General features: G+C 49.7%; 22 protein-coding genes. 16 read left to right on the top strand and 6 right to left on the bottom strand.

Annotation, left to right across the window (positions count from 1 at the left end; translation table 11 throughout):
• Positions 1-202 precede the first annotated feature (202 nt).
• The 5 genes from AR688_RS03325 (at position 203) to AR688_RS03305 (ending at position 4261) form a co-directional block, all read left to right on the top strand.
• Positions 203-1546: a DUF4397 domain-containing protein gene (locus AR688_RS03325; protein WP_068229088.1), complete on the top strand. Its 1344-nt coding sequence runs from the start codon at positions 203-205 to the stop codon at positions 1544-1546.
• A gap of 22 nt (positions 1547-1568) precedes the next feature.
• On the top strand, positions 1569-2261 hold the full coding sequence (locus tag AR688_RS03320) for a response regulator transcription factor (protein ID WP_068229085.1): 693 nt from the start codon (positions 1569-1571) through the stop codon (positions 2259-2261).
• A gap of 4 nt (positions 2262-2265) precedes the next feature.
• The gene (locus tag AR688_RS03315; RefSeq protein ID WP_156420197.1) at positions 2266-3438 is read left to right on the top strand and encodes a sensor histidine kinase; all 1173 of its coding nucleotides are present in this window, start codon (positions 2266-2268) and stop codon (positions 3436-3438) included.
• Positions 3439-3521: 83 nt separating this feature from the next.
• Positions 3522-3905: a response regulator gene (locus AR688_RS03310; RefSeq protein WP_068229078.1), complete on the top strand. Its 384-nt coding sequence runs from the start codon at positions 3522-3524 to the stop codon at positions 3903-3905.
• A gap of 80 nt (positions 3906-3985) precedes the next feature.
• Positions 3986-4261, top strand: coding sequence for a DUF5666 domain-containing protein (locus AR688_RS03305; RefSeq protein WP_068229075.1), 276 nt, complete (start codon positions 3986-3988; stop codon positions 4259-4261).
• 70 nt (positions 4262-4331) lie between these two features.
• Here AR688_RS03305 and AR688_RS03300 read toward each other — a convergent pair whose 3' ends face one another.
• Both AR688_RS03300 and AR688_RS03295 read right to left on the bottom strand, forming a co-directional pair.
• Entirely contained in the window at positions 4332-6248 is a 1917-nt protein-coding gene (locus AR688_RS03300; protein WP_068229072.1) for a phytase, read from the bottom strand.
• 14 nt (positions 6249-6262) lie between these two features.
• On the bottom strand, positions 6263-9028 hold the full coding sequence (locus AR688_RS03295; protein WP_068229069.1) for a TonB-dependent receptor: 2766 nt from the start codon (positions 9026-9028) through the stop codon (positions 6263-6265).
• Positions 9029-9230: 202 nt separating this feature from the next.
• On the opposite strand from AR688_RS03295, the gene AR688_RS03290 reads away from it, so the two are divergent.
• The 5 genes from AR688_RS03290 (at position 9231) to AR688_RS03270 (ending at position 14087) form a co-directional block, all read left to right on the top strand.
• The gene (locus AR688_RS03290; RefSeq protein ID WP_068229066.1) at positions 9231-10127 is read left to right on the top strand and encodes a GGDEF domain-containing protein; all 897 of its coding nucleotides are present in this window, start codon (positions 9231-9233) and stop codon (positions 10125-10127) included.
• Positions 10127-11155 (top strand): helix-turn-helix transcriptional regulator, encoded by a 1029-nt coding sequence (locus AR688_RS03285; RefSeq protein WP_068229064.1) that lies wholly within the window; start codon positions 10127-10129, stop codon positions 11153-11155. Before AR688_RS03290 ends, AR688_RS03285 begins: the two co-directional genes overlap by 1 nt.
• Before the next feature lie 27 nt (positions 11156-11182).
• Positions 11183-12091, top strand: coding sequence for a metallophosphoesterase family protein (locus AR688_RS03280; protein WP_068229061.1), 909 nt, complete (start codon positions 11183-11185; stop codon positions 12089-12091).
• A 107-nt stretch (positions 12092-12198) separates the two neighbouring features.
• On the top strand, positions 12199-13611 hold the full coding sequence (locus AR688_RS03275; protein WP_068229058.1) for a tetratricopeptide repeat protein: 1413 nt from the start codon (positions 12199-12201) through the stop codon (positions 13609-13611).
• A 17-nt stretch (positions 13612-13628) separates the two neighbouring features.
• Positions 13629-14087 carry a hypothetical protein gene (locus AR688_RS03270; RefSeq protein ID WP_068229055.1) on the top strand — a complete coding sequence of 153 codons (459 nt, stop codon included), beginning with the start codon at positions 13629-13631 and terminating at the stop codon, positions 14085-14087.
• A 34-nt stretch (positions 14088-14121) separates the two neighbouring features.
• Here AR688_RS03270 and AR688_RS03265 read toward each other — a convergent pair whose 3' ends face one another.
• Together AR688_RS03265 and AR688_RS03260 are read right to left on the bottom strand one after the other, a co-directional pair.
• Complete coding sequence (locus tag AR688_RS03265) at positions 14122-15207, bottom strand: AI-2E family transporter (RefSeq protein WP_068229052.1); 1086 nt, start codon at positions 15205-15207, stop codon at positions 14122-14124.
• 58 nt (positions 15208-15265) lie between these two features.
• A complete protein-coding gene (locus tag AR688_RS03260; RefSeq protein WP_068229051.1) occupies positions 15266-16504 on the bottom strand; it encodes a DUF819 family protein in 1239 nt (412 codons plus the stop codon).
• Between the two features lie 205 nt (positions 16505-16709).
• Between AR688_RS03260 and AR688_RS03255 the strand changes: the two genes are divergently transcribed.
• Positions 16710-18755 (top strand): alpha/beta hydrolase family protein, encoded by a 2046-nt coding sequence (locus AR688_RS03255; protein ID WP_068229048.1) that lies wholly within the window; start codon positions 16710-16712, stop codon positions 18753-18755.
• Between the two features lie 41 nt (positions 18756-18796).
• Here the strand turns inward: AR688_RS03255 and AR688_RS03250 are convergent, their stop codons facing one another.
• Positions 18797-19144 carry a HopJ type III effector protein gene (locus AR688_RS03250; RefSeq protein ID WP_068229045.1) on the bottom strand — a complete coding sequence of 116 codons (348 nt, stop codon included), beginning with the start codon at positions 19142-19144 and terminating at the stop codon, positions 18797-18799.
• A 185-nt stretch (positions 19145-19329) separates the two neighbouring features.
• Between AR688_RS03250 and AR688_RS03245 the strand changes: the two genes are divergently transcribed.
• Together AR688_RS03245 and AR688_RS03240 are read left to right on the top strand one after the other, a co-directional pair.
• Positions 19330-20703 (top strand): DNA-3-methyladenine glycosylase 2 family protein, encoded by a 1374-nt coding sequence (locus AR688_RS03245; protein ID WP_068229041.1) that lies wholly within the window; start codon positions 19330-19332, stop codon positions 20701-20703.
• Between the two features lies 1 nt (position 20704).
• On the top strand, positions 20705-21172 hold the full coding sequence (locus tag AR688_RS03240) for a methylated-DNA--[protein]-cysteine S-methyltransferase (RefSeq protein WP_068229038.1): 468 nt from the start codon (positions 20705-20707) through the stop codon (positions 21170-21172).
• 30 nt (positions 21173-21202) lie between these two features.
• Here AR688_RS03240 and AR688_RS03235 read toward each other — a convergent pair whose 3' ends face one another.
• Positions 21203-21739 (bottom strand): outer membrane beta-barrel protein, encoded by a 537-nt coding sequence (locus AR688_RS03235; protein ID WP_068229035.1) that lies wholly within the window; start codon positions 21737-21739, stop codon positions 21203-21205.
• Between the two features lie 217 nt (positions 21740-21956).
• On the opposite strand from AR688_RS03235, the gene AR688_RS03230 reads away from it, so the two are divergent.
• The 3 genes from AR688_RS03230 (at position 21957) to AR688_RS03220 (ending at position 24604) form a co-directional block, all read left to right on the top strand.
• On the top strand, positions 21957-22844 hold the full coding sequence (locus tag AR688_RS03230) for a pirin family protein (RefSeq protein WP_068229032.1): 888 nt from the start codon (positions 21957-21959) through the stop codon (positions 22842-22844).
• A gap of 91 nt (positions 22845-22935) precedes the next feature.
• A complete protein-coding gene (gene mtnN, locus AR688_RS03225) occupies positions 22936-23646 on the top strand; it encodes a 5'-methylthioadenosine/S-adenosylhomocysteine nucleosidase (protein ID WP_068229029.1) in 711 nt (236 codons plus the stop codon).
• The gene (locus tag AR688_RS03220; protein WP_068229026.1) at positions 23633-24604 is read left to right on the top strand and encodes a cobalamin biosynthesis protein CobD/CbiB; all 972 of its coding nucleotides are present in this window, start codon (positions 23633-23635) and stop codon (positions 24602-24604) included. Before mtnN ends, AR688_RS03220 begins: the two co-directional genes overlap by 14 nt.
• Positions 24605-24668: the final 64 nt, after the last annotated feature.

The raw sequence follows: 24668 nt of genomic DNA, 5'->3' as shown, positions 1-24668 counted from the left end.
AAATAGAAGAGTCCGAGTCCTAAAAATAGCAATACTTCACAATAAGGCAATGAAGGTTAAATAATAAACTCTAAAAACGGTTAATACCTTAAAAAAACCAAACGTTAAGATAGGTTAAGCAAGGTAAAGCTGGGTAAAACTATGAACTGAATAAAATAATAACCTTCTTAGCGCTGTTAAGAACTTACTTTTATGAGGCGTTATGCGTATTTTTTTATTACTTTCTCTGCTGTTGGGCACTACTACATTAACCGGGTGTGGTGGCAGCAGCTCTGATGATACTTCTGCCACTTACACCAGCAGTTATATTCAGCTATATAATGGCTCAGCCAACAGTACTTCAACCAGGTTAATACTGACAGACAGCGATGACAGCAGTGTGCTGGCCGGGGCTGCAACTTATACCGATGCAACTTCTTTGGTAACTTATACCCCCGCGACTTACGATATTAAACTAAGCCGCCTTAACAGTGATGGTGATGATATTAGTGCGCTGGAAACCAGCATTACTTTGCGTCAGAGCTACAAACATCTGTTGCTGCTCACTGGTGATTACAATAGCCCTGAATTGCTGACACTGGAGTTTCTGCGTGATGACAGCCTGACAGACACTTTTAAGCTGTATGTGGTGAGTTTACTTCCGGACGACGCCTATGACGTATATTTAAGTAAGTCAGATACCACCTTTGACGACGCCACCCTGGCGGCAACACTGAACTACAGCCAAGTCAGCTCTGCAGTGGAGTTTGATAGTGGCAACTATATTATTTATGTTACTGCCGCAGGCAGCCGTGACATATTATTTCAGTCATCCAAATATAACTTTGAATATCTGACCGAATATGTGCTGGTGCCGCGTATCGCCTCCGGCCCGCTAGCAGGCAATATAGCCGTAGACGTAATTAACAACACCACGACAGTAGGTAACCTGACAGATTTAACAGCCCAGGCCCAGTTCCGGTTGTATAACAGTATCGACAGCATCGGCAATAGCGATATTTATCTGAACGACAGCGTGGCCTTTACTTCATTAGCTGCCGATAGCTTGTCAGACTATGTTGAATTAGCAGCGAAAGATTATCGTTTGTCAGCATCAGACGAACAAGGGCTGTTTTATTTAAACAGCGCCTTAATGACATTAAACCAGGGCCAAAGCAAAGCAGTGGTACTGTATCAAAATGCCAGCGCCAACACTGCAGCTGTCGTGGTAGAAGAAAGTAATGCGCCACAGATTTATGATTTTGATATAAACGTGGTAAACACCATCACCTCTTATAGCTCTTTAAGCGTCTATTTTGTGCCACCCAATGAAACCATTGATACAGCAGAGTACTATATTACGTCGCTAAACAGTGGAGCCCAAAAAGAGATTAACGTGCCTGACGGCGAATATACGGTTTTTCTGCTTTATACCGACAGCAATAAGAACCAAACCCTGTTAGCTGAGTCTGAAGTGCAGCAATTTGTTGCCGGAAGCAATTATTTATTGATAGCCGAACCCGACAACAGCAGCAACAGTGGCTACAAACTAAGCGTGTTACGTTAACTTTTCCGCGCCAGAGGTAGATGTGATCCGGTTATTATTAATTGATGATGATGTAACACTAACCACTTTATTGGCAGAGTATCTGCAAAAAGATGGTTTTCATCTTACCGTTATAAATGATGGTATAATCGGATTACGCAGTTGCCAGCAGCAACAGTTTGACTTGATTATTCTGGATGTGATGATGCCGCAACTGGATGGCATTTCGGTGTTAAAACAGCTACGGCATTTCAGCAATGTCCCGGTGATCATGCTAACTGCGCGTGGGGAGGATCTGGACAAAGTGATTGGCCTGGAATTGGGAGCGGATGATTACATTGCCAAGCCTTGTTTACCGCGGGAGCTTAGTGCCCGTATTAAAGCAATATTGCGCCGCGTACAGCAAAACAACAGCCAAACTGAATTGAAGCTTGGCGCTTTACACATTAAGCCGGTTAACCGCAGCGTATCGCTACACCAACAGATAATTGAATTAACCGGTGCAGAGTTCAACATTCTGTACTTACTGACACAGTACGCTGGTACCATTGTCAGCAAAGCTGAGTTGTCGCAACAGGCCCTTGGCAAACCTTTAGGCAGCTATGACCGTAATATTGATGTGCATATCAGTCATATCAGGCAAAAATTAGGCAAGCCACCTGCCGGGCAACAATGGATCACCTCAGTCCGGGGTAAAGGTTATCAGTTCACTTACCCGTTTGGCGGTGGGGCTTAACAATATGCACAAATTGTTCTGGCGCTTTTTCCTTGTGTTTTGGGCCACACTGTTAATGGCTGTTATTCTGGTACGCTTAACCTTTACCTGGGACAACTCGTCACGCTTGCTACCGCCAGAGAATATGTTGCCAGCCGGCGCGTTTTTTTTTGCCACACCATCAATACCGGCAACACCATTGATAGCCGCACAGAGTATAAATCCCACCGACTTACCTGCGTCAATCGATATATCAAGACACCCTGTACCGCCATTCTGGCGCCATCCGCTGTTACACTTGTCGGTGTTGCTGGCTGCCAGTATCTTGTTCAGTTGGGTACTGGCACGCAATATTGCCGCACCGGTTGGTCAGCTAAAGCTTGCTTTGGCGGGGCTGGCAGCGAATAACTGGCGTACCCAGTTAGGCCCGGAACTGATAACCAGACGGGACGAATTTGGTAGCCTGAGCCGGAACTTCAACCAAATGGCTGGTCAGGCGGCAGAGGCGATTGCCTCGCAACGTCGCCTTCTGCACGATGTATCACACGAGCTACGATCCCCCCTGGCCAGGATGCAAATTCTCACCGGGCTGGCGGCGCAATCGCCGTCTTATGCCGCCATAGCGATGGAAAAAATAGAGCAGGAAGCCAGTAAGCTGGATGAACTTGTCACTGAAATCCTGACCTTTTCCAGGCTGGAGAGCGGCGCAGTCAGCGCCGAACATATTGATATAAACCTGGCGGAACTGGTTTCCTCAGTTTGTGATGATGCACGGTTGGAAGCTGATAGCAGCAACAAGTCGCTTTGGCTACATCTGGAAAATGTACCATTAATTAAAGGCGACCCGTCGCTGTTGTACAGCGCAATAGAAAATGTGATCCGTAACGCGGTGAAATACACACCACCTTATTCTGAGGTAAGTGTTTGCTTACGACAACATCAACACCAGTTAAGTTTGCAAGTTCGCGATCAAGGCCCGGGCGTACCGCCGCAATATCTGTCTAAGTTATTTACCCCCTTCTTTCGGGCACAAAGTAACCACAACGGCATAGGCCTGGGATTAAGTATTGCCAAACGCGCTACAGAGGCTTGCAACGGCAGCATAGTTGTAGCCAATATTATGACAAATAATGAAATTACCGGCTTTAGCGTAGTGATCAGCTTGCCACTCAATTCATCTTTAATTCAGCTACCCTGAGTATATTGAAAAAAATTTTCCCAATTCAGTTAAAGGTCAGCCATACTGTGTAGATTGGCTAACAGCTACAGGCAAGGATCGCTATGACGCAACAGCAATGTTCAGTACTTATTATTGATGACGCCTACACGGTACGGGAATACCTGCGCCAAACACTGCTTCATCTTGGCATTAGCAATGTGCAGGAAGCGGCCAACGGCAAGCGCGGGCTATCAGCTTTTGCTGAGCAACAGCATGATTTAGTATTTCTTGATATTGAACTGCCTGACATTAACGGCCAGCAGTTACTGCAACAAATTAAAACCCAGGCTGATAAGACCCATGTTGTGATGGTTACAGCCCACAATTCAGTTGATAATGTGCGTAACAGCATAGCCTCGGGAGCCAGTGGTTTTATCGCCAAGCCCTTTTCGCCACAAAAAATCAAAAACATTGTTGAACGCTGTTTATCAGCCAAACTAAATTAAACATTTGCAATATTCAGCCTGAATTCAGCCGCTTTAAAGTACGGTATTGGTACTGATTTTTATTAACTAGGAGTGTCAAGATGAAATTGAGCCTGAAAACATTGTTACTCACTGCAACAGTATCAGCGATTTCACTTTCTGTGCAAGCAGATGATATGGAAGGTAAAATTGATGCTATCAATGCTGAAGCCCAGTCTTTTGTTGTGCAAGGCATAACTTTCTTTACCGAGACAACAACCGATTATGATGATGGCCTCAGAACCTTTGCCGATTTAAAAGTCGGACAAAACGTTGAGGTAGATTTTGAATATCGCGATAAACGTCACATTGCTACAGAAATAGAACTCGAGAAATAAAGCGTTCTGCTTCTGAAAAGGCTGCCCCTTTTATGGTGCAGCCTTTTTTATTGCTAGTTGTTGTTTACAGCTACTTTAATTGCTGCAAAATATGCTGCCACGGCACCAGCTTCAGGTTTTGTCCCTGCTCCGGCATACGGTTGCGGCCATCCTGCACTATTAATGCCCCCTGCTCAAACCCTGGCCCCAACGAGCGCGTGGTTACCTCAAGGCCATCGGTTTCAGAAGCACCGTCGATACCCAGCTGCGGGTTAGTGCTGATACGAAAGTGTAAGCGTTGTGCATAAGGCGCAGTTGCATCAAATACCAGGTAACTATCATTACCCTGGCTTGATACCAGTAAATAACTACTACCGTTATGCTCTGCCAAAGCAATGCCTTCAATATCATCTACCAACTGCTCGCCATCAACGCGGATTACCGCTTCACCCGTTGTCGCTGCATCTGCTTCAGCGGCAAAACGCCAGATGGCTTCATCTTCTTCGCCGACAAATAACACACCACGTTTATCATCCGCCACACAACCTTCAGGCTGCGAAGGCACCTGCAATGAGCGCACTAAAGTGCCCTGCCAACCTGTGCCAGCGGTATCGATACGATACTGCTCAATTAAACCGGACTTATCATTAACAAACACATAGTGCTTATTGTTTTGTGCACTGTGATACATGCACAGGCCGTAAATCTCGCTCATACTGGTTGTAACGTTACCGGCATTATGCAGCTTGCCACTGTTATCAATAGCAAACAGTTGCAGGCTGTTGTCGTCACGCAAACTGGCTGCGGCGATATCGTGCGGTGCACCTTGCCACTGCAAGCCATAGCGCACATCAACATTATTTAGCCGCCCCACGCTAAGCTGCTGCACGCGTTTACCCTGCATATTGTATGCATCCAGCCCGGCGCGTTTGTCGGTGCCAAGCAGCAGGCTAAGCTCCGGTCTCGTCGGATGATGCCACACTGCCGGGTCGTCCATCACATCGCCACGCTGACTGGCCGCTTCGGTCTGCAGTGTTGGTTGCAGCTGCGTTATCGCCGCTTTAGGGCTACGCTCATTTGCCGGCGGCAGTGTTAGAGATAACTGCTGCACCGCTTCGGCATCTTCGCTGCTGATATAGGCTGTCGCGGTGTTGTTCTGCACACTAACAGCTAAACCACTGGCTTCAGCCAGTACCGCAACCTTGACAGCCTGCGCTATCTGGCCATCACTATTAATATGTAGCAACCTGGCAGGCTCTTCTTCCAGCGCCAGCACACTGCCATCACTTAATACCCGCAAAGCTTTAACTTCGCCCTGCAGTGCACCAAAAGGCTTATTTACCTGCACTAAACTGCGCCCCTCATCAGCTTCGGGTTCAGCCTGATAACGCCAAATGGCGCGATCTGCTTCTGCGATATACAGCGCACCAGCGGTTTGATCCACCGCACAGGCGGTGCTGTCGTAAGGCACATTCAGCTCACGTATTACCACCGGCTGGGCCAGCCATTGTTGTTGCTGTTGCAGCAGTAACTGATCGGCACCGCCGCGGCCACCGAGCAAAAACAGGCTTAACTGCTGGTTTTCGCTACTGTGGTAAAAACACAGATCGTCTACTACCCGGCTGCTGATCAGCTGCTGGTGCAACAGCTGCAACGGCATTGACTCTGCCGGGGCAAAACGCCATATGTACAGGCTGTTACTGTTGTCTTCGATCGCGGCCAGTAGCACACTATCGTCGCTAAGCGGCTGCACTGTCAGCCGGATAAAAGCACCGCTGTAATGGCTAAGCACCGTAGTGCCCTGTTGCACCTTTAGCCCTGTTGGGTCAGTAAACAGCTGATATTCCGTGCCAGCCAACTGCACATCTTGATAATGGCTGGCATTAACAGCCAGCGCCTGTGGCACCGGCATGTGTAAGCCCGGCTTATCGGCCTGGCAGGCACTTAACAAGCCTGCCAGCGCCAGACTAACGACGCTGAGTTTAAACATATTTTTATTGTTTAACATTGTGCTTTCCTTGCTTACCAGTTGGTGATCTGTACGCCCAGCACAAAGGTGCGGCCATATTGCTCATACTGGAAGTTATAAGGCTTGCGCCCGGTGTAGGCATAGTAAGGTTCGTCATTCAAATTGACCACGTTAAAGTACAGTTGCATGCCACGCCGGATGGTCCACTTACCGGTAAAATCGAGCTGCATATGGTCATCAGAATACACATCATAAGCCGCATCGGTAACATCGCCCACTTCAGCCAGGTACTTAGACTTATAGTTAGCTGCCAAACGCAGGCTGATTACATCAGTTTCATAACCCAGGCTCAGGTTAGCGGTTTTGTCTGACTGGCTGGGCAGCGCCACTTCGCGGCTAAACAAAGCGCCATCGTCAAACCATTCAATATCGGCGGCAGAATCTGTTAATGTCAGGTTGGCGGATAACAGCAGGTTATCCAGCCAATTACCGAAACCCGATACCTTATGAATAGCGTTCAGCTCCAGGCCATATAAATCGGCCTTACCACCGTTAACATAGGTTTCGGCCACCGCAAAATCGGCATACGCGCCGCGGCCGGCTAAATCGGCTTCATAGATAAAATTATCAATTTGCTTGTAAAACAACATGGCAGAGAGCACGCCAAGTTTATCGGCGTAGTGCTCAATACCCAGGTCAAAGTTATTTGACGTCAGCGCCTTTAACTCCGGGTTACCAAAGGCAGCCTCGAACTCATCGTCATCTTCTTCCAGAATAAAAGCCGGCGATAGCTGCTCAAAGTTAGGCCTTACCAAACCAGTGCTGAACGCCGCCCGCACTATACTTTGCTCCGACAGGTTATAGCGCCCTACTACGGCCGGTAACCAGTAGCCTTCAGAGCTGTTCACCTGATTGGCACTGAATACTTCTTCAATAGCATCATAGCGGCTACCTGTTGCTTCACGTTTCTCGTGCTCATAGCGTACACCGGTGATCAGCTGCCAGTTATCACGCTCCCACTGCGCCATAAAGTACGCCGCGCTGATATCTTCATCTACCTGATAGTCGTTAATTTGTGACTCAACTTCATCAATAAAATCGTCACGCTCTAAGCTGCTAACCAGCTGATAAATACTGCCGCTGTTAATGGCCGCGCCCATATTACCCAAGCCGTAATCCACCGTGCCGCTGGCATAATCACTCAGGCTTAGCGCGCTAATGCCCAGATCAGCAAAGTCTTCAAACAGCCAAACATCCTCTTCGGCGCTTTTCTCGCGCTGGCTGAACTTAGCACCGCTTTTCAGTAGCAGGCTGCCGTGGCGCTGAATAATTTCGCGGCTGAGATCAAACTTAATATTGCGTTCGGTTTCTTTGGCGTAGGTATCGCCCATTTCGACTTCTTTTAGCTCATAACCGTCGGCCAGAAATGCTTCTGCCGGAGCGGTTAAACGCAAAATATTGCTGCCGGTAAAGCCGACACCGTCGTCAAACTCCTGTTCAAAATCTGCCGCGCCGATATTAAACGGCGTATCTTCATCGGCTTTACTGGCGCCCGCTTCCAAAAGCCATTCCCAGCTGCCGGAAGTTTGTTTGGTACCAATCACCAGCGCGCTGATACTTTGGGTTTCGTCACGCTGCTTCAGTGAGCGGATCAGCGCCGCTTCGCCACTGCTACCGGCAAATTGCGCATCGGCCAGCTCTACTATCATGCCCTGGCGCGTTTCGGTGTCACTAAAGCGGCTGTAAAGGCTACGCAGGTAATACTCGTTGTTGTTACCCGGCCGGTAATCCATGTTCAGCGCCAGGCCGATGCGTTCGCGGCTGATAACATAATCGCGTAGTTCAAACTCTTCCAGTCCTTCGTCAAAATCCCAGCTGCCGCCGGTTTCAACGTTTTCAGAGCCGAATTTACGCTCGGCGTAACTGGCTGCTATGGCAATGCCTAAACTATCGGTTTCACCACCGGCATCCAATATTTTACTGAACACGCCGGAGACCTTCGGACTGGTTTTACTTTGCTGCTCGTTATAGCCGGCTTCTGCAGTAAAGGAATAGAAGTCGTTGCTGCGATCAAAAGCCGACAAGCTTTTAATTTCAACGGTACCGCCTAAGGACCCGGCCGGCATATCCGGTGTCAGGGTTTTGTTTACTTCTACTGATTCGAGCAGATCCGATGGGATCACGTCCAACGCTACTGCGCGACGGCCGGCTTCGGGCGCGGCTAACTGAGTACCGTTGTAGGTTACTGCGTTGTAATCCGGTGCCAAACCGCGCACACGGACAAAACGGCCTTCGCCCTGGTCACGCTCTACTGATAAGCCGGCAAGACGTTGCAAGGCTTCGCTGACATTGCTGTCCGGGAACTGACCCATTTCATCGGTACTGGCTACGGTAACAATACCGCCGGCATTACGCTGGCGATTCAGCGCTTTACTTACTGCGCCGGATTGCCCCACCACTTCTATATGCTCTACATCTTCACTGGCAGATAGCAGCTTAATGTCGCCCAGACGCTGTTCGGTATCGGCTACCACCAGCACCCGGGTTTCCGGCACAGCACCAAGGTAATTAACCAGCAGAGTGTAAGTGCCGGACGGCAGCTGATTAAACTGAAAGCGGCCGTCCGCTGCGGTGGTACGGCTTAGCTTCAGCTCAGGAATACTGACTTGTGCACCGGTCAGCAGGTTGCTGCGGTTGTCAGTAATACGGCCCTGCACGTCGGCATCGGCTAATACCTGGGTGGATAAAGTGGCAAACGCCAGGCTTATGGCACAGGCCAGCGCGCTGCGTGAAGTATGTTTATGATGGGTGGGTTTCATCGGTTACTCTCAGATCACGGCTAATAATTGCGCTAAAGTTTGCCGGGTCTGTGTGACAAAACGCCGTTTGTTAACAGTACGCGCTGAGCCGATATGACCCGGGTCTTAACGGTGCAATGCAATGCCGTAAGCAGCAAAGCTTGTCATCCGGCTGTCATACAGGGCGCGGAAAATTGAGTTTATTTGTGCGGATAACCTGACTATGTGGCGACAACACCGCTATAAAATACTGTTCAGCCTGCTATTGCTGTTAAGCGGCCTGCTGCTGGCTATTGATACCGGCGATGCCAAACAAAATAATGAATTTGACGCTCTGGACATTCTGGGTGAGGGCACTACCTTATTGGTGGCCTGTGGCTGGCTGGGGCTGATTATCAGCAGCCGGCCAACCGGAAGGGTAACTGAATGGTTGTACTATGGCAGCCTGCTGTTGGTGTATTCATACTTTCTTGACCTGCTGGACGAATTTATCCGCTACCCGGATCATATCCGGCTGATGAGCTGGCTGGAATCGTTACCGGCGCCGGTTGGCATGCTGGTATTAACCTATGGCCTGATAGGCTGGCACCGTGAACAACGGGCTATTAACCGCCAGTTGCGTGGCCGCGAGCTGTTTTTACGCGACCACCAGCTTATTGATCCGCTGACCCAGCTGTACGGCATTGAGTATCTGCAAGCGGTATTGCAACGCGAAATAGAGCTACACCAAAGCCAGCATAAAACCTTAAGTTTACTGGTGCTGGATATTGATAATTTTGCCGCTGTTAACCGCCGCCATGGCATGGCCGCCGGTGATGCTTACCTTAGCCAGCTAAGTGAGTTGCTTAGCAGTCAGCTGCGATACAGTGATGTGGTGTGCCGCTACGCCGGTGACCGTTTTATTGCGCTATTGCCCAACACCGCTCTGCCACAGGCACAAATTATGGCACAGCATTTACGCCAGCAGCTATCACAACTGTCGGTTGCAAACACCGGGCCGCAACTGACATTGGTAGAAATGGCCGTTCAGCAAGACAGTGCGAAAAGTGCTTTACACGCTGCTGACCAGGCTATGGCACTGGCGAAGAAAACCACCGCACTTAAGTTGCAGCCAATCTGATGAGTATGCGCCACTTCGGCTATCAGGATAAAATCCTGCTGTTGCAACATGGCAGCACTGAGCTGCTCTCGCTGGCACAGCGGCGTGGCGCCCTGTTGCATAAGCTGCTAAGTGGCACCGGCATTTTTGAACAGGATTTACACAAACCGCATGGCAGGTTGCACCATAACGACTGGCTGAAACTGCTGCAAAATTGCCAGCAACAGCTAAACAGCCCTGAGCTGCCCTATTTGCTGGGCGGCGCTTTACTGAACAGCCGTTATATTTCGCTGTGTCAAAGCCTGCAATATGCGCAAAACCTGCGCCAGGCAATGGCCCAGCTGTACTACTTCCGCCATCAGCTGTTTCCTTGTTTTTATGTGCGGCTTTACCAACAACAGCATTGCATCTTGATCGAGTTTAAACCGGCGCTGGGTTTAGCTAATCAGCAGGGGTTTATGCAGACCGTCGTTTTTTCGCTGCTGCTGGGGTTAATAAAACAACAGCTTGGTAGCGTTTGTGGCATCAGCCTGCAGTTGCAGCAGGCGGCATCACATCAGTTACAGCACCAGCTGCATTGGGGTGTAGATGTCAGCTTTAATCAAAGCGCTGACAGCATCAGTATTCCGCTTGCTTTGTGGCAACAATGCTTTACTGATGCTGACGCGCAAAAATTCAGCGCTACCCGCCGCACCTGTCGCCAGCTTAACCGCGTGCTGAACAAGCAGCGGGCTTTGCCGGAGAGCATTTGCCGGCTGCAACGCAAGGCCCTGCCGCAACTGCTGAATCAGGATCAGGTTGCCTCCGCGCTGGGGTTAAGCAGTAGCAGCTTAAAGCGCCAGCTTAGCCAACATAACACCAACTTTGCCAGCCTGCTTGACGAGGTACGCCGCGATGCGGCCCGACAACTGTTACAACAGGGCCATTATTCTAACCGCCAACTGGCGCAAAAGCTGGGTTACTCCGACGAGCATAACTTTCGCCGTGCCTTTAAACGCTGGACCGGGTTAATCCCCAGCAGCTTTAAAGGCATGTTTAATTTCAACTAACCTCAACTTCACTACCAGGGATTTTTAATGAAACTGTTTACTACTGTCAGCCTGGCGCTGCTAAGCACTTTGCTCATCGCCTGCTCACCGGCCGATACAACGAAAACCGGCCAGACACCTGCCGCCGCCGCAACAACAGAAAATGTAGTGCTGCGCTTTGCTGTGCTGGGTGATGCCGAACCCAAACCTGAGCCGCAATTTCCGCATCTGGCGGCAGCGGTAGCCGACGTAAACCGGCTGGCAACGCAAACTAAACTGGATTTCGTTGTTGGTGTCGGCGATATTGCTCACAAAGGCACCTTAGTGCAATACGACAATGCCACGCCGGTACTGCAACAGCTAACGCTGCCGTTTTACCCGATTATGGGCAATGAAGAACATGGCAGTACTGTTGAGCGCTTTATGCAGTACGCTAACAGCTGGAATGCCGGCAAGATTACGCTGGATTCACCGAGCTACGTACTGGAATTTGACACTGTGGCGCTGGTATTCGCCTCGCCCGATCATGGCCGCGATTTTAATGACAGCGGCATAGCCTGGATGCTAAACCAGCTAAAACAGTTGCAGCCAAAGCCGGTGTTATTAATCGTGCACGGTGCGCAAACCGGTGTATATCCGGAAAACGCCGATAAAGGCATTAAGCACCCGGGGTTTGCCGACGTGATTGCTCAGCCCAACCTGGCCGCCGTGATCTCCGGCGATTTACATATGGATATGAACCGCGTTGAGCATTCAAAACAACTTGGCAAAGTGCATTACCTGCATATCCCGGCACTGGAACGCACTAAAATTCCGGATGAAACACAACACACTGCCATGTTTCGCGTATTTAGCCTCAACAACAACGGTGTAATGCAGGTAGATACCTACCAAACCGGCAACGCTACCCCGCTGGCACAACATAGTTATAGTTTTAACATCAGCCGCCAGCCATAACTGTCCATACCTGAAGCAAGGCTTGCTTGTAACATAGTTTGCAGCTATGTTACGCAGCTTTATTAAAGCTGCCGTTTGCGTGCGCCCTGCTTATATCCAAGGATGTTATGAAGTTACTCTCTGCCTCTGCTAAAACACTTTCTGTTGTTACTATATTGCTGGCGCTGCTCCTGAGCGGCGCGGCAAAAGCGGAGATATCCGCGCTGGAGCAGCTGTTTGAACAACAGCAATATGACGCCTTCTTGCAACAAGCACAGCAGCAGGCCAGCGAAAACAATGCTGATGCATTATTTTTACTCGGTAAAGCTTATGATCTCGGCCGCGGCGTTACAGCAAACCCCGGCACTGCCAGTCAATATTACCGGCAAGCCAGAGCATTAGGCTCTGCCCGCGCCAGCCATAACCTTGGCAATATGGCACTGGGCAACCGTAAAAAAGCTGAGGCAATAAAGTTGTTTGAAGAAGCTTTAGCAGGTGGCCTTACATTACCCACTTTATACAACCTGGGGCTGGCACACAGCCCGGCAGATCCAACGTCAATATTTAATCTGGCACCCACAATAGAAGCCGCGCAGCGGGCTGGCAGTTACTTTGGCCAAGCCTATGAACTGGACGAAGACAGTTTATATCTGGATAAAGCATCACGCGAATACTTGCGCGCCTATTTAATTGCTATGCAAAGCTACGGCAGCGAAAGAGAGCAGTTCGACATGGCGCAGTTGCGCCAGCAAGCAGTGCACTGGCTGGAGCGTGGTATGGCTGCGGATCAGGGCACAGCCTGGACAAACTATGGCGCCCTGCTACTGAACGAGAAAGACTACAGCGGCGCTAAAGCGGCCTTTTTACAAGGTGCACAGCGCAATATTGCTGTGGCAAACTATCATCTGGCCACCATGGCAGACAAAGGCCTGGGCGGGCAAGCCGATAAAGCACAGGCACTGGCGTATTATGAAAAAGCGGCCTTAGCCGGGATGGAGCAAGCCAAAGTTCCGGCTTACCGGCTGCTTAAAGATCAGCTTGAGTACGAAGACGACATAGTAGTGCTGGAGCAGGGTATTGCCCGTTTTGATGCGCTAAAACAGCAAGAAAAATATACCCCCATTTCGTTGGACGCCGCCATTCGCCGGCTGGCATGGGGCAAGTTTTTGGCGCAACAACGCCAGCAAAAAATAGACTTGCCCACTTCAGGCGACACACAATTAGTCCTGCAGGCCTGTGGCTTAGATCTTGGCCAACAGCATGGTGCAGCATACAACCTGGGAGTCAATTCGCACTGGCGTATGGCAGCCTATCTGACGCTGGCAGACAGAGTCGCTTTACCGCTCGAAGGCAGAGTTGACGCGCAAGGCTGCGCCCGCTTTACCACCGCAATAACAGAGCAACTGCAAAGCTTGTTACAACAAGGTGCAGTATTTGGCTTGCGCTTTCCTAACTATACCCTGCCACTGGCACTAAGCCGGCAAGGCAATATGCTGCAGCTATCGCTGTTGCCTGTAGGCACGCCATTACCGGCCAATTAAAAGCTGCAGGAGCGATGATGAGCGAACATGAAATTATTATTCTGCTGCAGGACCCGCAACTGCAGCCAAACGCGGACATTATTGCTGCCACTAAGGCATTTATTGCCGGGCTGTTTCCGGCGGCGGAACATATAGACGTTACCTGCACGGACGAAGTACGTTATTACGACTGCGGTGGCAATTTTGAGCATATTCACTGTCCGGCCTGCCAGACAGAGCTTAGCGTGGAACAATGGCATAGCCTGATGGAGGCAGACTACAATGCTGAGCACAACAGCTTTGCTATGCGGCAGCTGGCATTGCCGTGCTGTGGCAAACTATGTAATTTAAATCAGCTGCAGTATGCTTTTGAGCAAGGCTTTGGCCGTTTTGCCATCATTATGGATAACAGTGTCGGTGTAGTTGATGGGGCCACTCAGGCAGCCATAGAGGTATTTTTAGGCAACCAGCCGGTAAAAATTATCTACCGGCATTAGTTGAGTAAGCGCTATAAGCAGGCTTTAGCCCTGCTTAGCTTTTATCCTGTTTTTCCAGAAAGTCTCTAAACTCAATGGTGTAAAGCTTAATCAATACATGGGTTAGCGCAAATATAATCGGGCCGTAGATCAAGCCAATAACGCCAAATAACTGCAAACCACCAATAAGTGATAGGAAAAGCACTAGTGTGCTCATATTAGACGTACCCTGCATCAGAATCGGCCGTAAAAAGTTATCAATAGAGCCAACCAGTATCGCGCCCCACAAGGTTAAAAATAATGCCCAGGGCCAGTCACCCGTGAGTAATAAATATAAACTGGCAGGAACCCAGATTAACGCCGCGCCAACCAACGGGATTAATGACGCAAACACCATCATTGTTCCCCAGAACAAGCCCGGCATACCGACAATTGCCATACCAATACCGCCTGCGGCCCCCTGAGCTAAGGCAGTCAAAAAGGTTCCCATTACTGCAGAGCGCGCAACAGTGTTGGCTTCAGTGAGTAATTTCTCTTCCTGTGAGCGGGCTAGCGGTAATATCCAGAACAGGCTTTCGATAATTTTTTTATGGTCGCGCAGCAAAAAGAACAGCACAAATAACATCAGGAAAAAACTGACAATTATTCCGGTTACGTTACCAACCACTTTAGTACTTAAATCAAGCAGTTCTGTACTAAAGCCTGAGGCAAACTCGGTTAATCTATCAATAATGTCTCTGATACTGAAATCACCAACGGGTAGAAATTCGTTTATTCTTTCAATGCCATTCTTAATAAACGGCTGTTGCAACAGTGCTTCAGCTTTGCCATCTTCAACCCATTGGTAACTTTGTTTAGCAAACGTAATACTTTGCTGAACTATCGCCATTAACACAACAGTAGCCGGTACCAGAATCACTACCACCAGCAAAGAACAGGTTATGGTCGATGCCAGGTTAGGTTTATCAGGAAATTTACGCACAATTTTCTGATGCACAGGAAAACATAGTAACGACAGTACGAATGCCAATACTACCGGACCAATAAAGGGCGCTATTAGCAGATAACTGGCATACAGCGCCAGTAATAAGAAGATAATCAACACCCAATGACCAGGCTCGATTTTAACTTGGTTACTCACAGGTAAAACTCCCTTTTCTGATTACTGCACGGCTATTTTTTGTTACGGCTGTTTTATATTACGGCGCCACCTGTTGCATAATCAGGCCGCAAATATAAGCACCATAAGTACCAAGGCCATACCCCAGCACTGCCAGTAATACACCAACCGGCGCTAAGGATGGATGAAACGCTGCAGCGACCACAGGTGCCGAAGCGGCCCCACCGACATTTGCCTGGCTACCCACCGCCATATAAAACATCGGTGCTTTTATCAGCCGGGCTACAACCAACAACAATACCGCGTGCACCAACATCCAGATTATACCGACTAAAAACATCAGCTTATTACTAAAAATAGCCGTAACATCCATATGCATACCTATGGTGGCTACCAGGATATATAAAAACGCCGAGCCCACTTTGGATGCGCCTACCGCCTCCAGTTTACGTACCCGGGTAGTAGACAAATAAAGCCCTACAGTAGTGGCAATAACCACCAGCCAGAAGAAGGTGCTGGTTAAGCTGTACATAGCCAGCTGCGGCGCTACACGCTCAATCCAGGGTGCGATAATATCGGCCAGAGCATGAGACAACCCGGTTACGCCAAACGCTACTGCAACAATCAGCATAATATCGTTTAAATTAGGAATACGGGCATTTTGCGCCTGATATTGCTCAATTTTCTGCCGCAGGTTCATAATGCCACGGGTATCAGCACCGTTTTTGCGATCAAAAAACTCGGCCCGGCTGGCAATAAACAGTAACACTGCCATCCAGACATTGGCGACCAGCACATCCACGGTGATCATGACGGAAAAAATATTGCCATCAACATTAAACACCTCTTTCATTGCCGCCTGATTCGCGCCACCGCCAATCCAGCTACCGGCAATGGTTGTCATGCCGCGCCAGACATCACCACCCAGTTCCTGCGGAAAAAAGTAGCCGACACTCATCAGTGCGATGGGCCCGCCAATAACAATGCCTAAAGTACCGGTTAAAAACATGATTAGCGCTTTAGGGCCAAGGCCAAGAATGGCTTTAAAATCAACACTAAGAGTTAACAGCACCAGACTGGCAGGCAGCAAGTAGCGTGACGCCATTTTATAGAGTGATGAGCCTTCGCCGTCAATCACGCCAAAGCTGTTAAACAGCGAAGGGATGAAATAACACAATAACAGTGCCGGCACATATTTATAGAAGGCTTTAAAGAAGCGGTTATCGCTATGGCTGGTATAAAACACGGCACCCAAAATGGTGGCCATTAAACCAAGTACCACTGCATCGTTAGTGATAAGTACGCTGGATTCTTGCATCGGATACCCTGAAAATAGTTAGTAATTAGCTGAGGTTTTATGACATCGCTTTTTGCGCAAACATACCACAGCGCTACGGCTTAACAAAGCTGTAGCCGTTGTTTTGCCGCAATACTGCGGCAATCCGACAACAGAAACTAGAGCTTCGGCAGATTTTATGCTGTTATGTTGCGGCAAAACACACCATAAAACGCATGGAGGAAGAATGCGAAACCTTACCGGGAGCATCACACTACTGCTGGCATTTGCCTGCACAGCTGTTGCAGCTAAACCTATTACGCTGGAACAAACTGTCAGCATACAACATGTCACTCAACTGGTTGTAAGCAACGATGGTAACTACACCGCCTTTGTCCGTAACCGGCCACGTAACCCCTACAGCGAGAATGATGGCTCCAGCCATCATGAATTATTTCTACTCGACAAAAACGGCAAAGAAACCCCCTTTGTCACCGGCGATGGCCGGGTTGGTAATATTAAGTTCAGCGCCGACAATACGCAGCTGTATTTCACCGCTAAAAGAGGCGATGACAAATTTACCAGCCTGTACCGCATAGCCGTTAGTGGTGGCGAGGCACAAAAAGTACTGAGCCTGCAAAACAATATCAGCAGTTACGATATCAGTGCCGATGGCAAATATCTGGCGTTGCTGGCCAGGCCGGCGGAAGCAAAACAGCTGGCTGACTTAAAAAAGAAAGGCTTTAAAGCCGAAGTGTATGAAGAAGATTTAATCAATACCCAGCTATGGCTGGCACAACTGCAACAGCAGCCATTAAAAGCTGAAACCGTGCCGGTTGAAGGCAATGTGTTGTCGGTAGCCTTTGCACCAAAACAACAGCAATTACTGGTGCGTGTAGCGCCGACAGCATTGATTGACGATAACTACATGGCCAGCCAGTATCAGTTGGTTGATTTTAGCGGCAAGGTGCAACAACGTTTTGCCACTGTCGGTAAACTGGACAAAGCCGAACTGTCGCCGGACGGCAGCAAACTGGCGCTAATTGGCAGCGAAGATATCCACGACCCTTCAGCCGGGCGCTTAATGCTGGCCGATGTAAAAACTGCCAACCTGAGCGAGTTGCTGCCCAACTACGCAGGCCACGTGCAGGACATTGCCTGGCGCAGCAATAATGAACTGCTTTATGTCGGCCATATTGGTACCGAAGCAGAACTGGGTGCTGTAAATGTGCGTAGTGGCAAAACCAGCCAACTGGTAAAACCCGGTTCAGGCATTATTACCCGCGTAGCACAGCCGGAAAATGCCAAACACAGTGCGCTGCTCGTTAACACTGCTGCTCACCCGGGTGAAGTTTATCGCCTCAGTGGCAACAAGCTTAACCGGCAAACGCAATCTAACCCCTGGCTGGCCGACATTAGTATGCCAAAACAGGAAACCATCAGGCACACAGCCAGCGACGGTGTTGAGCTGGAGGGCATTCTGGTCTACCCGCTGGATTATCAGCAAGGCCAGCGCTACCCGCTGATCATGGTGGTGCATGGCGGACCGGAAGCGCATATGTCTAACGGCTGGCTCGACCGCTACGCCAGCCCGGTTAAACTGGCCGCCAGTGAAGGTTATATGCAGTTTTTCCCTAACTACCGTGGCAGTACCGGCCGGGGTGTGGCATTTTCCAAACTGGGACAAAATGATTACGCTGGCAAAGAATTTGATGATTTAGTCGATGCTAAAAATTATCTGGTTGCGCAAGGGCTGGTTGATACCGCCAAAGTGGGTATTACCGGTGGCTCTTATGGTGGTTATGCGTCGGCCTGGGCCGCCACCAAGCAAACAGAGCACTTTGCCGCCAGCGTGATGTTTGTTGGGATCAGTAATAATTTATCTAAATTTGGCACCACTGATATCGCCAATGAAATGCATTTGGTACATGCCCGCAGTTACCCGTGGCAAAAATGGCAATGGTATTTAGAGCGCAGCCCGATTTACCATGCAGAACAAGCCAAAACCCCCATTTTGATTATGCATGGCAAAGAAGATACCCGTGTACACCCCAGCCAATCAATGGAGTTATACCGCTACTTAAAAACCCACGGCAAAGTGCCGGTACGTTTAGTGCTGTATCCGGGTGAAGGCCACGGCAACCAGAAAGCAGCAGCCCAGCTGGATTACGGTATGCGCCTGATGCGCTGGATGGATCATTTTTTAAAGCAGAGTAATAAAGATTTGCCACCGCACGAGCTGCCACACGCTGACAATATAAAAGCAGCCACTAAAGAAAAAGACGCGGCCTAAAAGCCGGATAACGGAAGATGCCCGGCTTGCCGGGCATTTTTTTACTCAGCTGCTTTAGCACTTAGTGCTGGCGCTGCAAACGCCACACCATCCCAGCCGGTACGGATAAAATTACGGATATTCTGGTGATCGGTGCCCTTGGGAGTATCCAGTACAGTGCGGTAGTAATCACCAAATAAAAATAACGTTTGCGGTGCCGATAACTGGTGCAGCAAACCAAAAGCCAATATTTTGCATGAACCGTTGTTTTCACCGGCAACGTTGTGCAACTCGCCATTTTTAAACGCTACCGGCGTAAACTGGTACAGCGTATCGATCAGCACAATACTTTGCTCAAAGCTGATACTGTCGGGTTCAGTACTCAGCTGAATAAAAAAATGCTCTAGCATAGGAACTCCTGTTCGTTATGGCCAAGCGGGCCTGCAGCAATCTGCTGATACTAAGCGTTGCCTTTAAGCTTAGCAATAACACAAATAACGAAGTAACACATCTTTACTATTGAGTACCGGATCCGGCTAACGTCACGGTTATTGCCTGATATACTCTGGCCATTATCCGTAAGCCGGACCACATTATGTTAAGCACCGATATCTGCCAGCAGGCTCGCCTGGCAAGAGATGCCCGCTTTGATGGCCTGTTTTTTACTGCAGTAAAAAGCACCGGTATTTATTGCCGCCCTGTTTGCCCGGCAAAAGCACCGGCCGAGGCCCAGGTTAGCTATTATTTTTCATCTGCTGCTGCCTGCGCAGCCGGTTACCGGCCATGTCTGCGTTGCCGGCCAGACAGTGCACCCGGCTCTGCCGCCTGGCAAGGCACAGATACGACCTTACAACGTGCCTTAACACTGATTGATGCAGGTGGGTTACAACAACAAAACCAGACACAATTGGCAGAACGGCTGGGTATTAGTCAGCGTTACTTACGTAAAATGTTTCAGCAGCAACTGGGGCTGGCGCCAAAGCAATATGCCATTACCCAACAGGTGTTATTTGCCAAAAAGCTACTGCACGAAACGGCTCTGCCTATCAGCGCTATTGCTTATCAGGCTGGCTTTAACAGTGTTCGGCGCTTTAACGATGCCTTTAAACAACAACTACAACTTAGCCCCGGCGCTATCCGCCGGCGCCATGACAACACTGAACCAGACGTGATTCGGCTTGAGCTGAGTTATCGCCCGCCACTGGCTTGGCACACTATGCTGCAGTTCTGGCAGGCCCGTACGCTGGACGGTATTGATTGGGTAAATCAGCAAAGCTATGGCCGCACGTTCAGCTATCAGCAAAGCGTGGGCTGGTTTGAAGTAACGCCAAAAACGGACAGCAGTTTACAGCTGAGCCTGCACTGGGCCGGCAAGCAAGGTCTGTTTGGCCTGGTGCAGCAGCTGCGCCGCCTGCTGGATCTGGATGCCAATATGTTGCAGATAGAACAGCAACTGCAGCAGCATGCTTTGTTTAGTAACGGCATTATCAGTGGCCTGCGTATACCCGGTTTATGGTGCAGCTGGGAAGCAGGTGTCAGGGCCATACTGGGACAGCAAGTCAGTGTTGCCGGTGCCCGCACTCAGCTTAACCGTTTGGTACAGGCGTTGGCCGAGTCCGTAAACGGTGACAAAAAGTTGTTTCCGACACCGCAGGCGGTAGCGCAAAGCAGCCTGGAAATGATAAAAGTACCGCAGGCACGGCGTGACACGCTAAAAGCCCTGGCGCATTTTGTGATGGCAACCCCTGACGCATCACCGCAGCAATGGCTCAGCATTAAAGGTATCGGCCCCTGGACGGTAAACTACGCCTGCCTGCGCGGTTTGTCTGCCAGTGATATCTGGCTGGCCGGCGATCTTGGTGTACAAAAAGCGCTGGCCCGTAATGGCCATACTGCCGCAGATACCAGTAGCCTGGCGCCATGGCGCAGCTATGCCACCTTTCAGTTATGGTTTAGTCCCGGAGAATAATATGTTTAGCCAATATATCGACAGCCCGCTGGGGCCGGTACATATTTTAGCAAGCGCCAGTGGTATCAGTGCCATCAGCTTTGTAACAACGCGTCTGACAGCAGAGCAACCTTCAGCGCTTACAGCTTTGGCCGCGCAGCAGCTCAGCGCCTATTTTGCCGGCACCTTAAGCCATTTCAGCTTACCGCTGGCAGCCAGTGGCACTGTGTTTCAGCAACAAGTATGGCGCCAGCTGTGTGCTATACCTTTTGGCCAAACCTGCAGCTATGCCGATATCGCCCGCGGCATCAACAATGTTAAAGCAGTAAGAGCGGTAGGTGCCGCTAATGGCCGTAACCCTGTGGCGATAGTGGTACCGTGTCATCGAGTAATAGGCGCCAATGGCACCTTAACCGGTTATGCCGGCGGGCTGGATAAAAAAGACTGGCTGCTAAAACACGAACAGCGCCAAAAGGCGCTGTTCGGTTAAACGGTTGTGCAGTTAAAAAACCGGCACATATTAGAACTGGTAAGACACACCGAAACGGAATTCGTTTTTAGTATCGCCGCTATTTAGCGCCACATTGCTGCGAATGGCCCAGTCCGGGCTCAGGTGATAAGCGATACCACCGGCAAAACTGCCATAATTATCGCCGATAGAGTGGTAACTGGCTTCAGAGTAAAGCTCTACCTGCGGTGTTAACGGGTGACGTACGCCCACACCACCATAACCACCGCTGTCATCTGCATCACCGGATGCATTCTGAAAACCGGCCAGAATATAAGTTTGGGTATTGGGTGAAAAATCCAATTTAAAGCCGGTTAAGTAATTTACACCCAACTTCAGCATGTTAGCGTCAAACGGGCCTTGCGATACGCGGGCAAACTCGGCGTCCAGTACCCAGTTTCCGTCCAGGCGGTATGAAGCTTCAACATAAGGGCCATCCGGTCCGATATCAGTGTAACCTGCACCAACATAATCCCAGTTGATGTTAGCCTGTGCACCGGCGGTAAAAACAGCGGCAATGATACTTGCTGATACGATTGATTTTTTCATCTTATACTCCTAGGTTTCTCACACTGAGTCACACTTCGTTGCGACGTGAGACTTATTTTTATTAAGGCACAGCTTAGCCTCAGCGTCTTAACGCTGGCTGAACCCACCAAGATGGTGCAAACATTCTACTTTTTAGAATGTTTTAGCGTGAATAATGTAATTTTCTTTCCATTAACACTAAGCTTTAATAGCAGGCATTATTTCTGGAGAAATCATAATGACAACTCGCACAGTGCAACGCCTGATCCCTGCCATACAGGCATCGGATGGCGCCGGGGTAAAAATTAAGCGCAGCCTGGGGCAAAACCAGCACACCCGGCTGGACCCGTTCTTAATGCTGGATTTTTTTGGCTCGGACCAGGCCGGAGATTACATTAAAGGTTTCCCGCCCCACCCTCACCGCGGCTTTGAAACGGTAACCTACATGCTGGCAGGCCACATGCTGCACGAAGATCATCTGGGTAATCAGGGTCATCTTAAAAGCGGTGGCGTACAATGGATGACCGCAGGTCGGGGTATTATTCATTCAGAAATGCCGCAACAGGATGCCGGCTTAATGCAAGGGTTTCAGTTATGGCTAAACCTGCCTGCGGCGGAAAAAATGAAACCGGCTGCTTATGTTGATATCAGCCCGGAGCTGATCCCAAAAATCACATTAGCCCAGGGCACAGCCAAAGTGATTGCCGGCACTTTGCAAACCAATGATATCCAGCAAAGCGGGCCAATACAGGGCTTAACCACTGAACCACAGTATTATGATCTACACCTGACAGCCGGGCAGACAATAACGCTGCAACTGGCGCTGACCCACAGTGCTTTTGTCTACCCCTATGCCGGCGATATAAAAGTGGTTGATGATAAAGAACAGCGCAAAGTGCCCGAGCATCATGCCGGTGTTTTAACCAACGGTACTGCGGTCACTTTGTATGCCGAGCACGATTGCCGTTTATTAGTATTGGCAGCCGCGCCTATTGGCGAGCCGATCGTGCAGTATGGCCCTTTTGTAATGAACTCTATGGCCGAAATTGAACAGGCCATCAGTGATTATCAGCAAGGCCGCCTGACTGACAATAAAGCGGCCAACAGCATTGTACTGGCACGATAAAGGGTTTAAACAACGCTTTAGCTAATGAAAAGCGGGATTTTGTCAGCACAGCGTTTTATACTAACGCCTTTGTCATGACAGAGACTGCAGTATGCAATTAATCGGTATTATCGGCGCCATGGAGCCGGAAGTGGCGCTGTTGCGCCAGCAAATCGTTGATGTAGAAACCACAGAACTGGGCTCCTATGTATTTTACAGCGGCCGTCTCAATGGCGTAGCTGTTGTGCTGGTGCAATCCGGTATCGGTAAAGTCGCCGCCGCAGTTGCCACTACTTTGATGATCCAGCACTTTAAACCAGACGCCGTTATTAATACCGGTTCAGCCGGCGGCTTTGACCCGCAATTAAGTGTTGGTGATGTGGTTATCAGCACCGAAGTACGCCACCACGATGTTGACGTTACCGCTTTTGGCTATGAAATTGGCCAGGTACCGCAAATGCCAGCCGCTTTTACACCGCACCCGGCGCTGGTAGCCGCTGCCGAGCAAAGTATTAAAATGCTGGGCTATTGCAAAACCAAACAAGGACTTATTGCTACCGGTGACAGCTTTATCTGTGATCCGGCGCGTATTGCCGTTATCCGCCAGCAGTTTCCCACCATGCTGGCAGTAGAAATGGAAGGCGCCGCTATTGCTCAGGTATGTCATATGCTGCACACACCTTTTGTGGTGATCAGAAGCTTAAGCGATATAGCCGGTAAAGAATCGCCACAATCTTTCGAAGCGTATCTGGAGGTCGCCTCAAAAAACAGTTCCGCCATGGTTGCTGAACTGATTAGCAGCCTGGCCGGTGTACGCCTGTAACGTGCTGCCTCAAGGGCTCTGGTATGCGCCGTTAATACTGCTGGCCGTGGTGCTGGCAGCAAACTGGTTTAGCTTACCTGCGGCCTATCATCCGTTAACATTGTTTCGTTATTATGCCCGGCAACTGGCAAAAAAAGTACACCCTGATCCTGGCCGGCCAGCACAGCAACAATTCACGTCCGGTAGCCTGGCAGTAGTGGTCGCTGCGGCACCGCCGTTACTGTTGTGCTATAGCCTGTATCAATTCTCAGAACTGCCGCAACTGCTGGATGCCTTGCTGTTGTATATCAGCCTGGACTGGCAACAACAACGTAAACACATGCTGGGCATTAGCGATAGCCTCAAACGCGGCCAGCTAACGCTGGCAAAAGAACAAGCGACAAAATTACTGCTGCGCGACACCAGCCGCCTGACGGCAATGGGCGTAAGTAAAGCCATAGTGGAAAGCACTGTACTACGCAATACCAGGCTGATGCTGGGTGTGTGGTGCTGGTTTTTAGTTGGCGGCGGTATTGCCGCACTGGCATACCGGCTGTTACAGGAACTGGCTCAGCAATGGAACAGTAAACTGCCGCTAAACCGCCACTTTGGCATACCTGCTGCCTGGCTGGCCACTATTACTGCGGCCCCGGCGGTACTGATTAGCAGTGTTATTCTGGCATTGCAGCATGGGATCAGCCGCTGCTACAGGCAAATTCGCCAGATCCCACGGCTTAATCTCAACTACCTGTCTTTTTTACTGCTGTGCTGTGCCAGTGTGGCCGTGCGCTGCAATCTTGGCGGCCCGGCTTATTATGGCAACCGTAAACTGCTGCGCAGCCGTATACCGTATCAGCGAGACCCAGCCTGGCAAGATATTGGCAACGGTGTAAGGGTTGTGCATTTTGTTCAGCTGTATTTTATGCTGCTGGCGCTGAGTGCAACCTTAGTGCAATTTGCTCTGCTTTGGTTGAAATAACAGCGATAACAAGTGCTGTCGTCAGAAAACTGGACAAGCTATTCACTCTCAGTATATGTTCTGC

The organism is Rheinheimera sp. EpRS3 (assembly GCF_001513785.1).
Classification (GTDB): Bacteria; Pseudomonadota; Gammaproteobacteria; order Enterobacterales; family Alteromonadaceae; genus Alishewanella.
The sequence above is the reverse complement of the archived record's forward strand: the minus strand, read 5'-3'. Positions and strand labels throughout refer to the sequence as shown.

Excerpts from the sequence above, each read along its gene's own strand:
- AR688_RS03325 (WP_068229088.1), top strand. The coding sequence starts at position 203 with ATGCGTATTTTTTTATTACTTTCTCTGCTGTTGGGCACTACTACATTA.
- AR688_RS03315 (WP_156420197.1), top strand. The coding sequence starts at position 2,266 with ATGCACAAATTGTTCTGGCGCTTTTTCCTTGTGTTTTGGGCCACACTG.
- AR688_RS03310 (WP_068229078.1), top strand. The coding sequence starts at position 3,522 with ATGACGCAACAGCAATGTTCAGTACTTATTATTGATGACGCCTACACG.
- AR688_RS03305 (WP_068229075.1), top strand. The coding sequence starts at position 3,986 with ATGAAATTGAGCCTGAAAACATTGTTACTCACTGCAACAGTATCAGCG.
- AR688_RS03300 (WP_068229072.1), bottom strand. The coding sequence starts at position 6,248 with ATGTTAAACAATAAAAATATGTTTAAACTCAGCGTCGTTAGTCTGGCG.
- AR688_RS03295 (WP_068229069.1), bottom strand. The coding sequence starts at position 9,028 with ATGAAACCCACCCATCATAAACATACTTCACGCAGCGCGCTGGCCTGT.
- AR688_RS03290 (WP_068229066.1), top strand. The coding sequence starts at position 9,231 with ATGTGGCGACAACACCGCTATAAAATACTGTTCAGCCTGCTATTGCTG.
- AR688_RS03285 (WP_068229064.1), top strand. The coding sequence starts at position 10,127 with ATGAGTATGCGCCACTTCGGCTATCAGGATAAAATCCTGCTGTTGCAA.
- AR688_RS03280 (WP_068229061.1), top strand. The coding sequence starts at position 11,183 with ATGAAACTGTTTACTACTGTCAGCCTGGCGCTGCTAAGCACTTTGCTC.
- AR688_RS03275 (WP_068229058.1), top strand. The coding sequence starts at position 12,199 with ATGAAGTTACTCTCTGCCTCTGCTAAAACACTTTCTGTTGTTACTATA.
- AR688_RS03270 (WP_068229055.1), top strand. The coding sequence starts at position 13,629 with ATGAGCGAACATGAAATTATTATTCTGCTGCAGGACCCGCAACTGCAG.
- AR688_RS03260 (WP_068229051.1), bottom strand. The coding sequence starts at position 16,504 with ATGCAAGAATCCAGCGTACTTATCACTAACGATGCAGTGGTACTTGGT.
- AR688_RS03255 (WP_068229048.1), top strand. The coding sequence starts at position 16,710 with ATGCGAAACCTTACCGGGAGCATCACACTACTGCTGGCATTTGCCTGC.
- AR688_RS03250 (WP_068229045.1), bottom strand. The coding sequence starts at position 19,144 with ATGCTAGAGCATTTTTTTATTCAGCTGAGTACTGAACCCGACAGTATC.
- AR688_RS03245 (WP_068229041.1), top strand. The coding sequence starts at position 19,330 with ATGTTAAGCACCGATATCTGCCAGCAGGCTCGCCTGGCAAGAGATGCC.
- AR688_RS03240 (WP_068229038.1), top strand. The coding sequence starts at position 20,705 with ATGTTTAGCCAATATATCGACAGCCCGCTGGGGCCGGTACATATTTTA.
- AR688_RS03235 (WP_068229035.1), bottom strand. The coding sequence starts at position 21,739 with ATGAAAAAATCAATCGTATCAGCAAGTATCATTGCCGCTGTTTTTACC.
- AR688_RS03230 (WP_068229032.1), top strand. The coding sequence starts at position 21,957 with ATGACAACTCGCACAGTGCAACGCCTGATCCCTGCCATACAGGCATCG.
- mtnN (WP_068229029.1), top strand. The coding sequence starts at position 22,936 with ATGCAATTAATCGGTATTATCGGCGCCATGGAGCCGGAAGTGGCGCTG.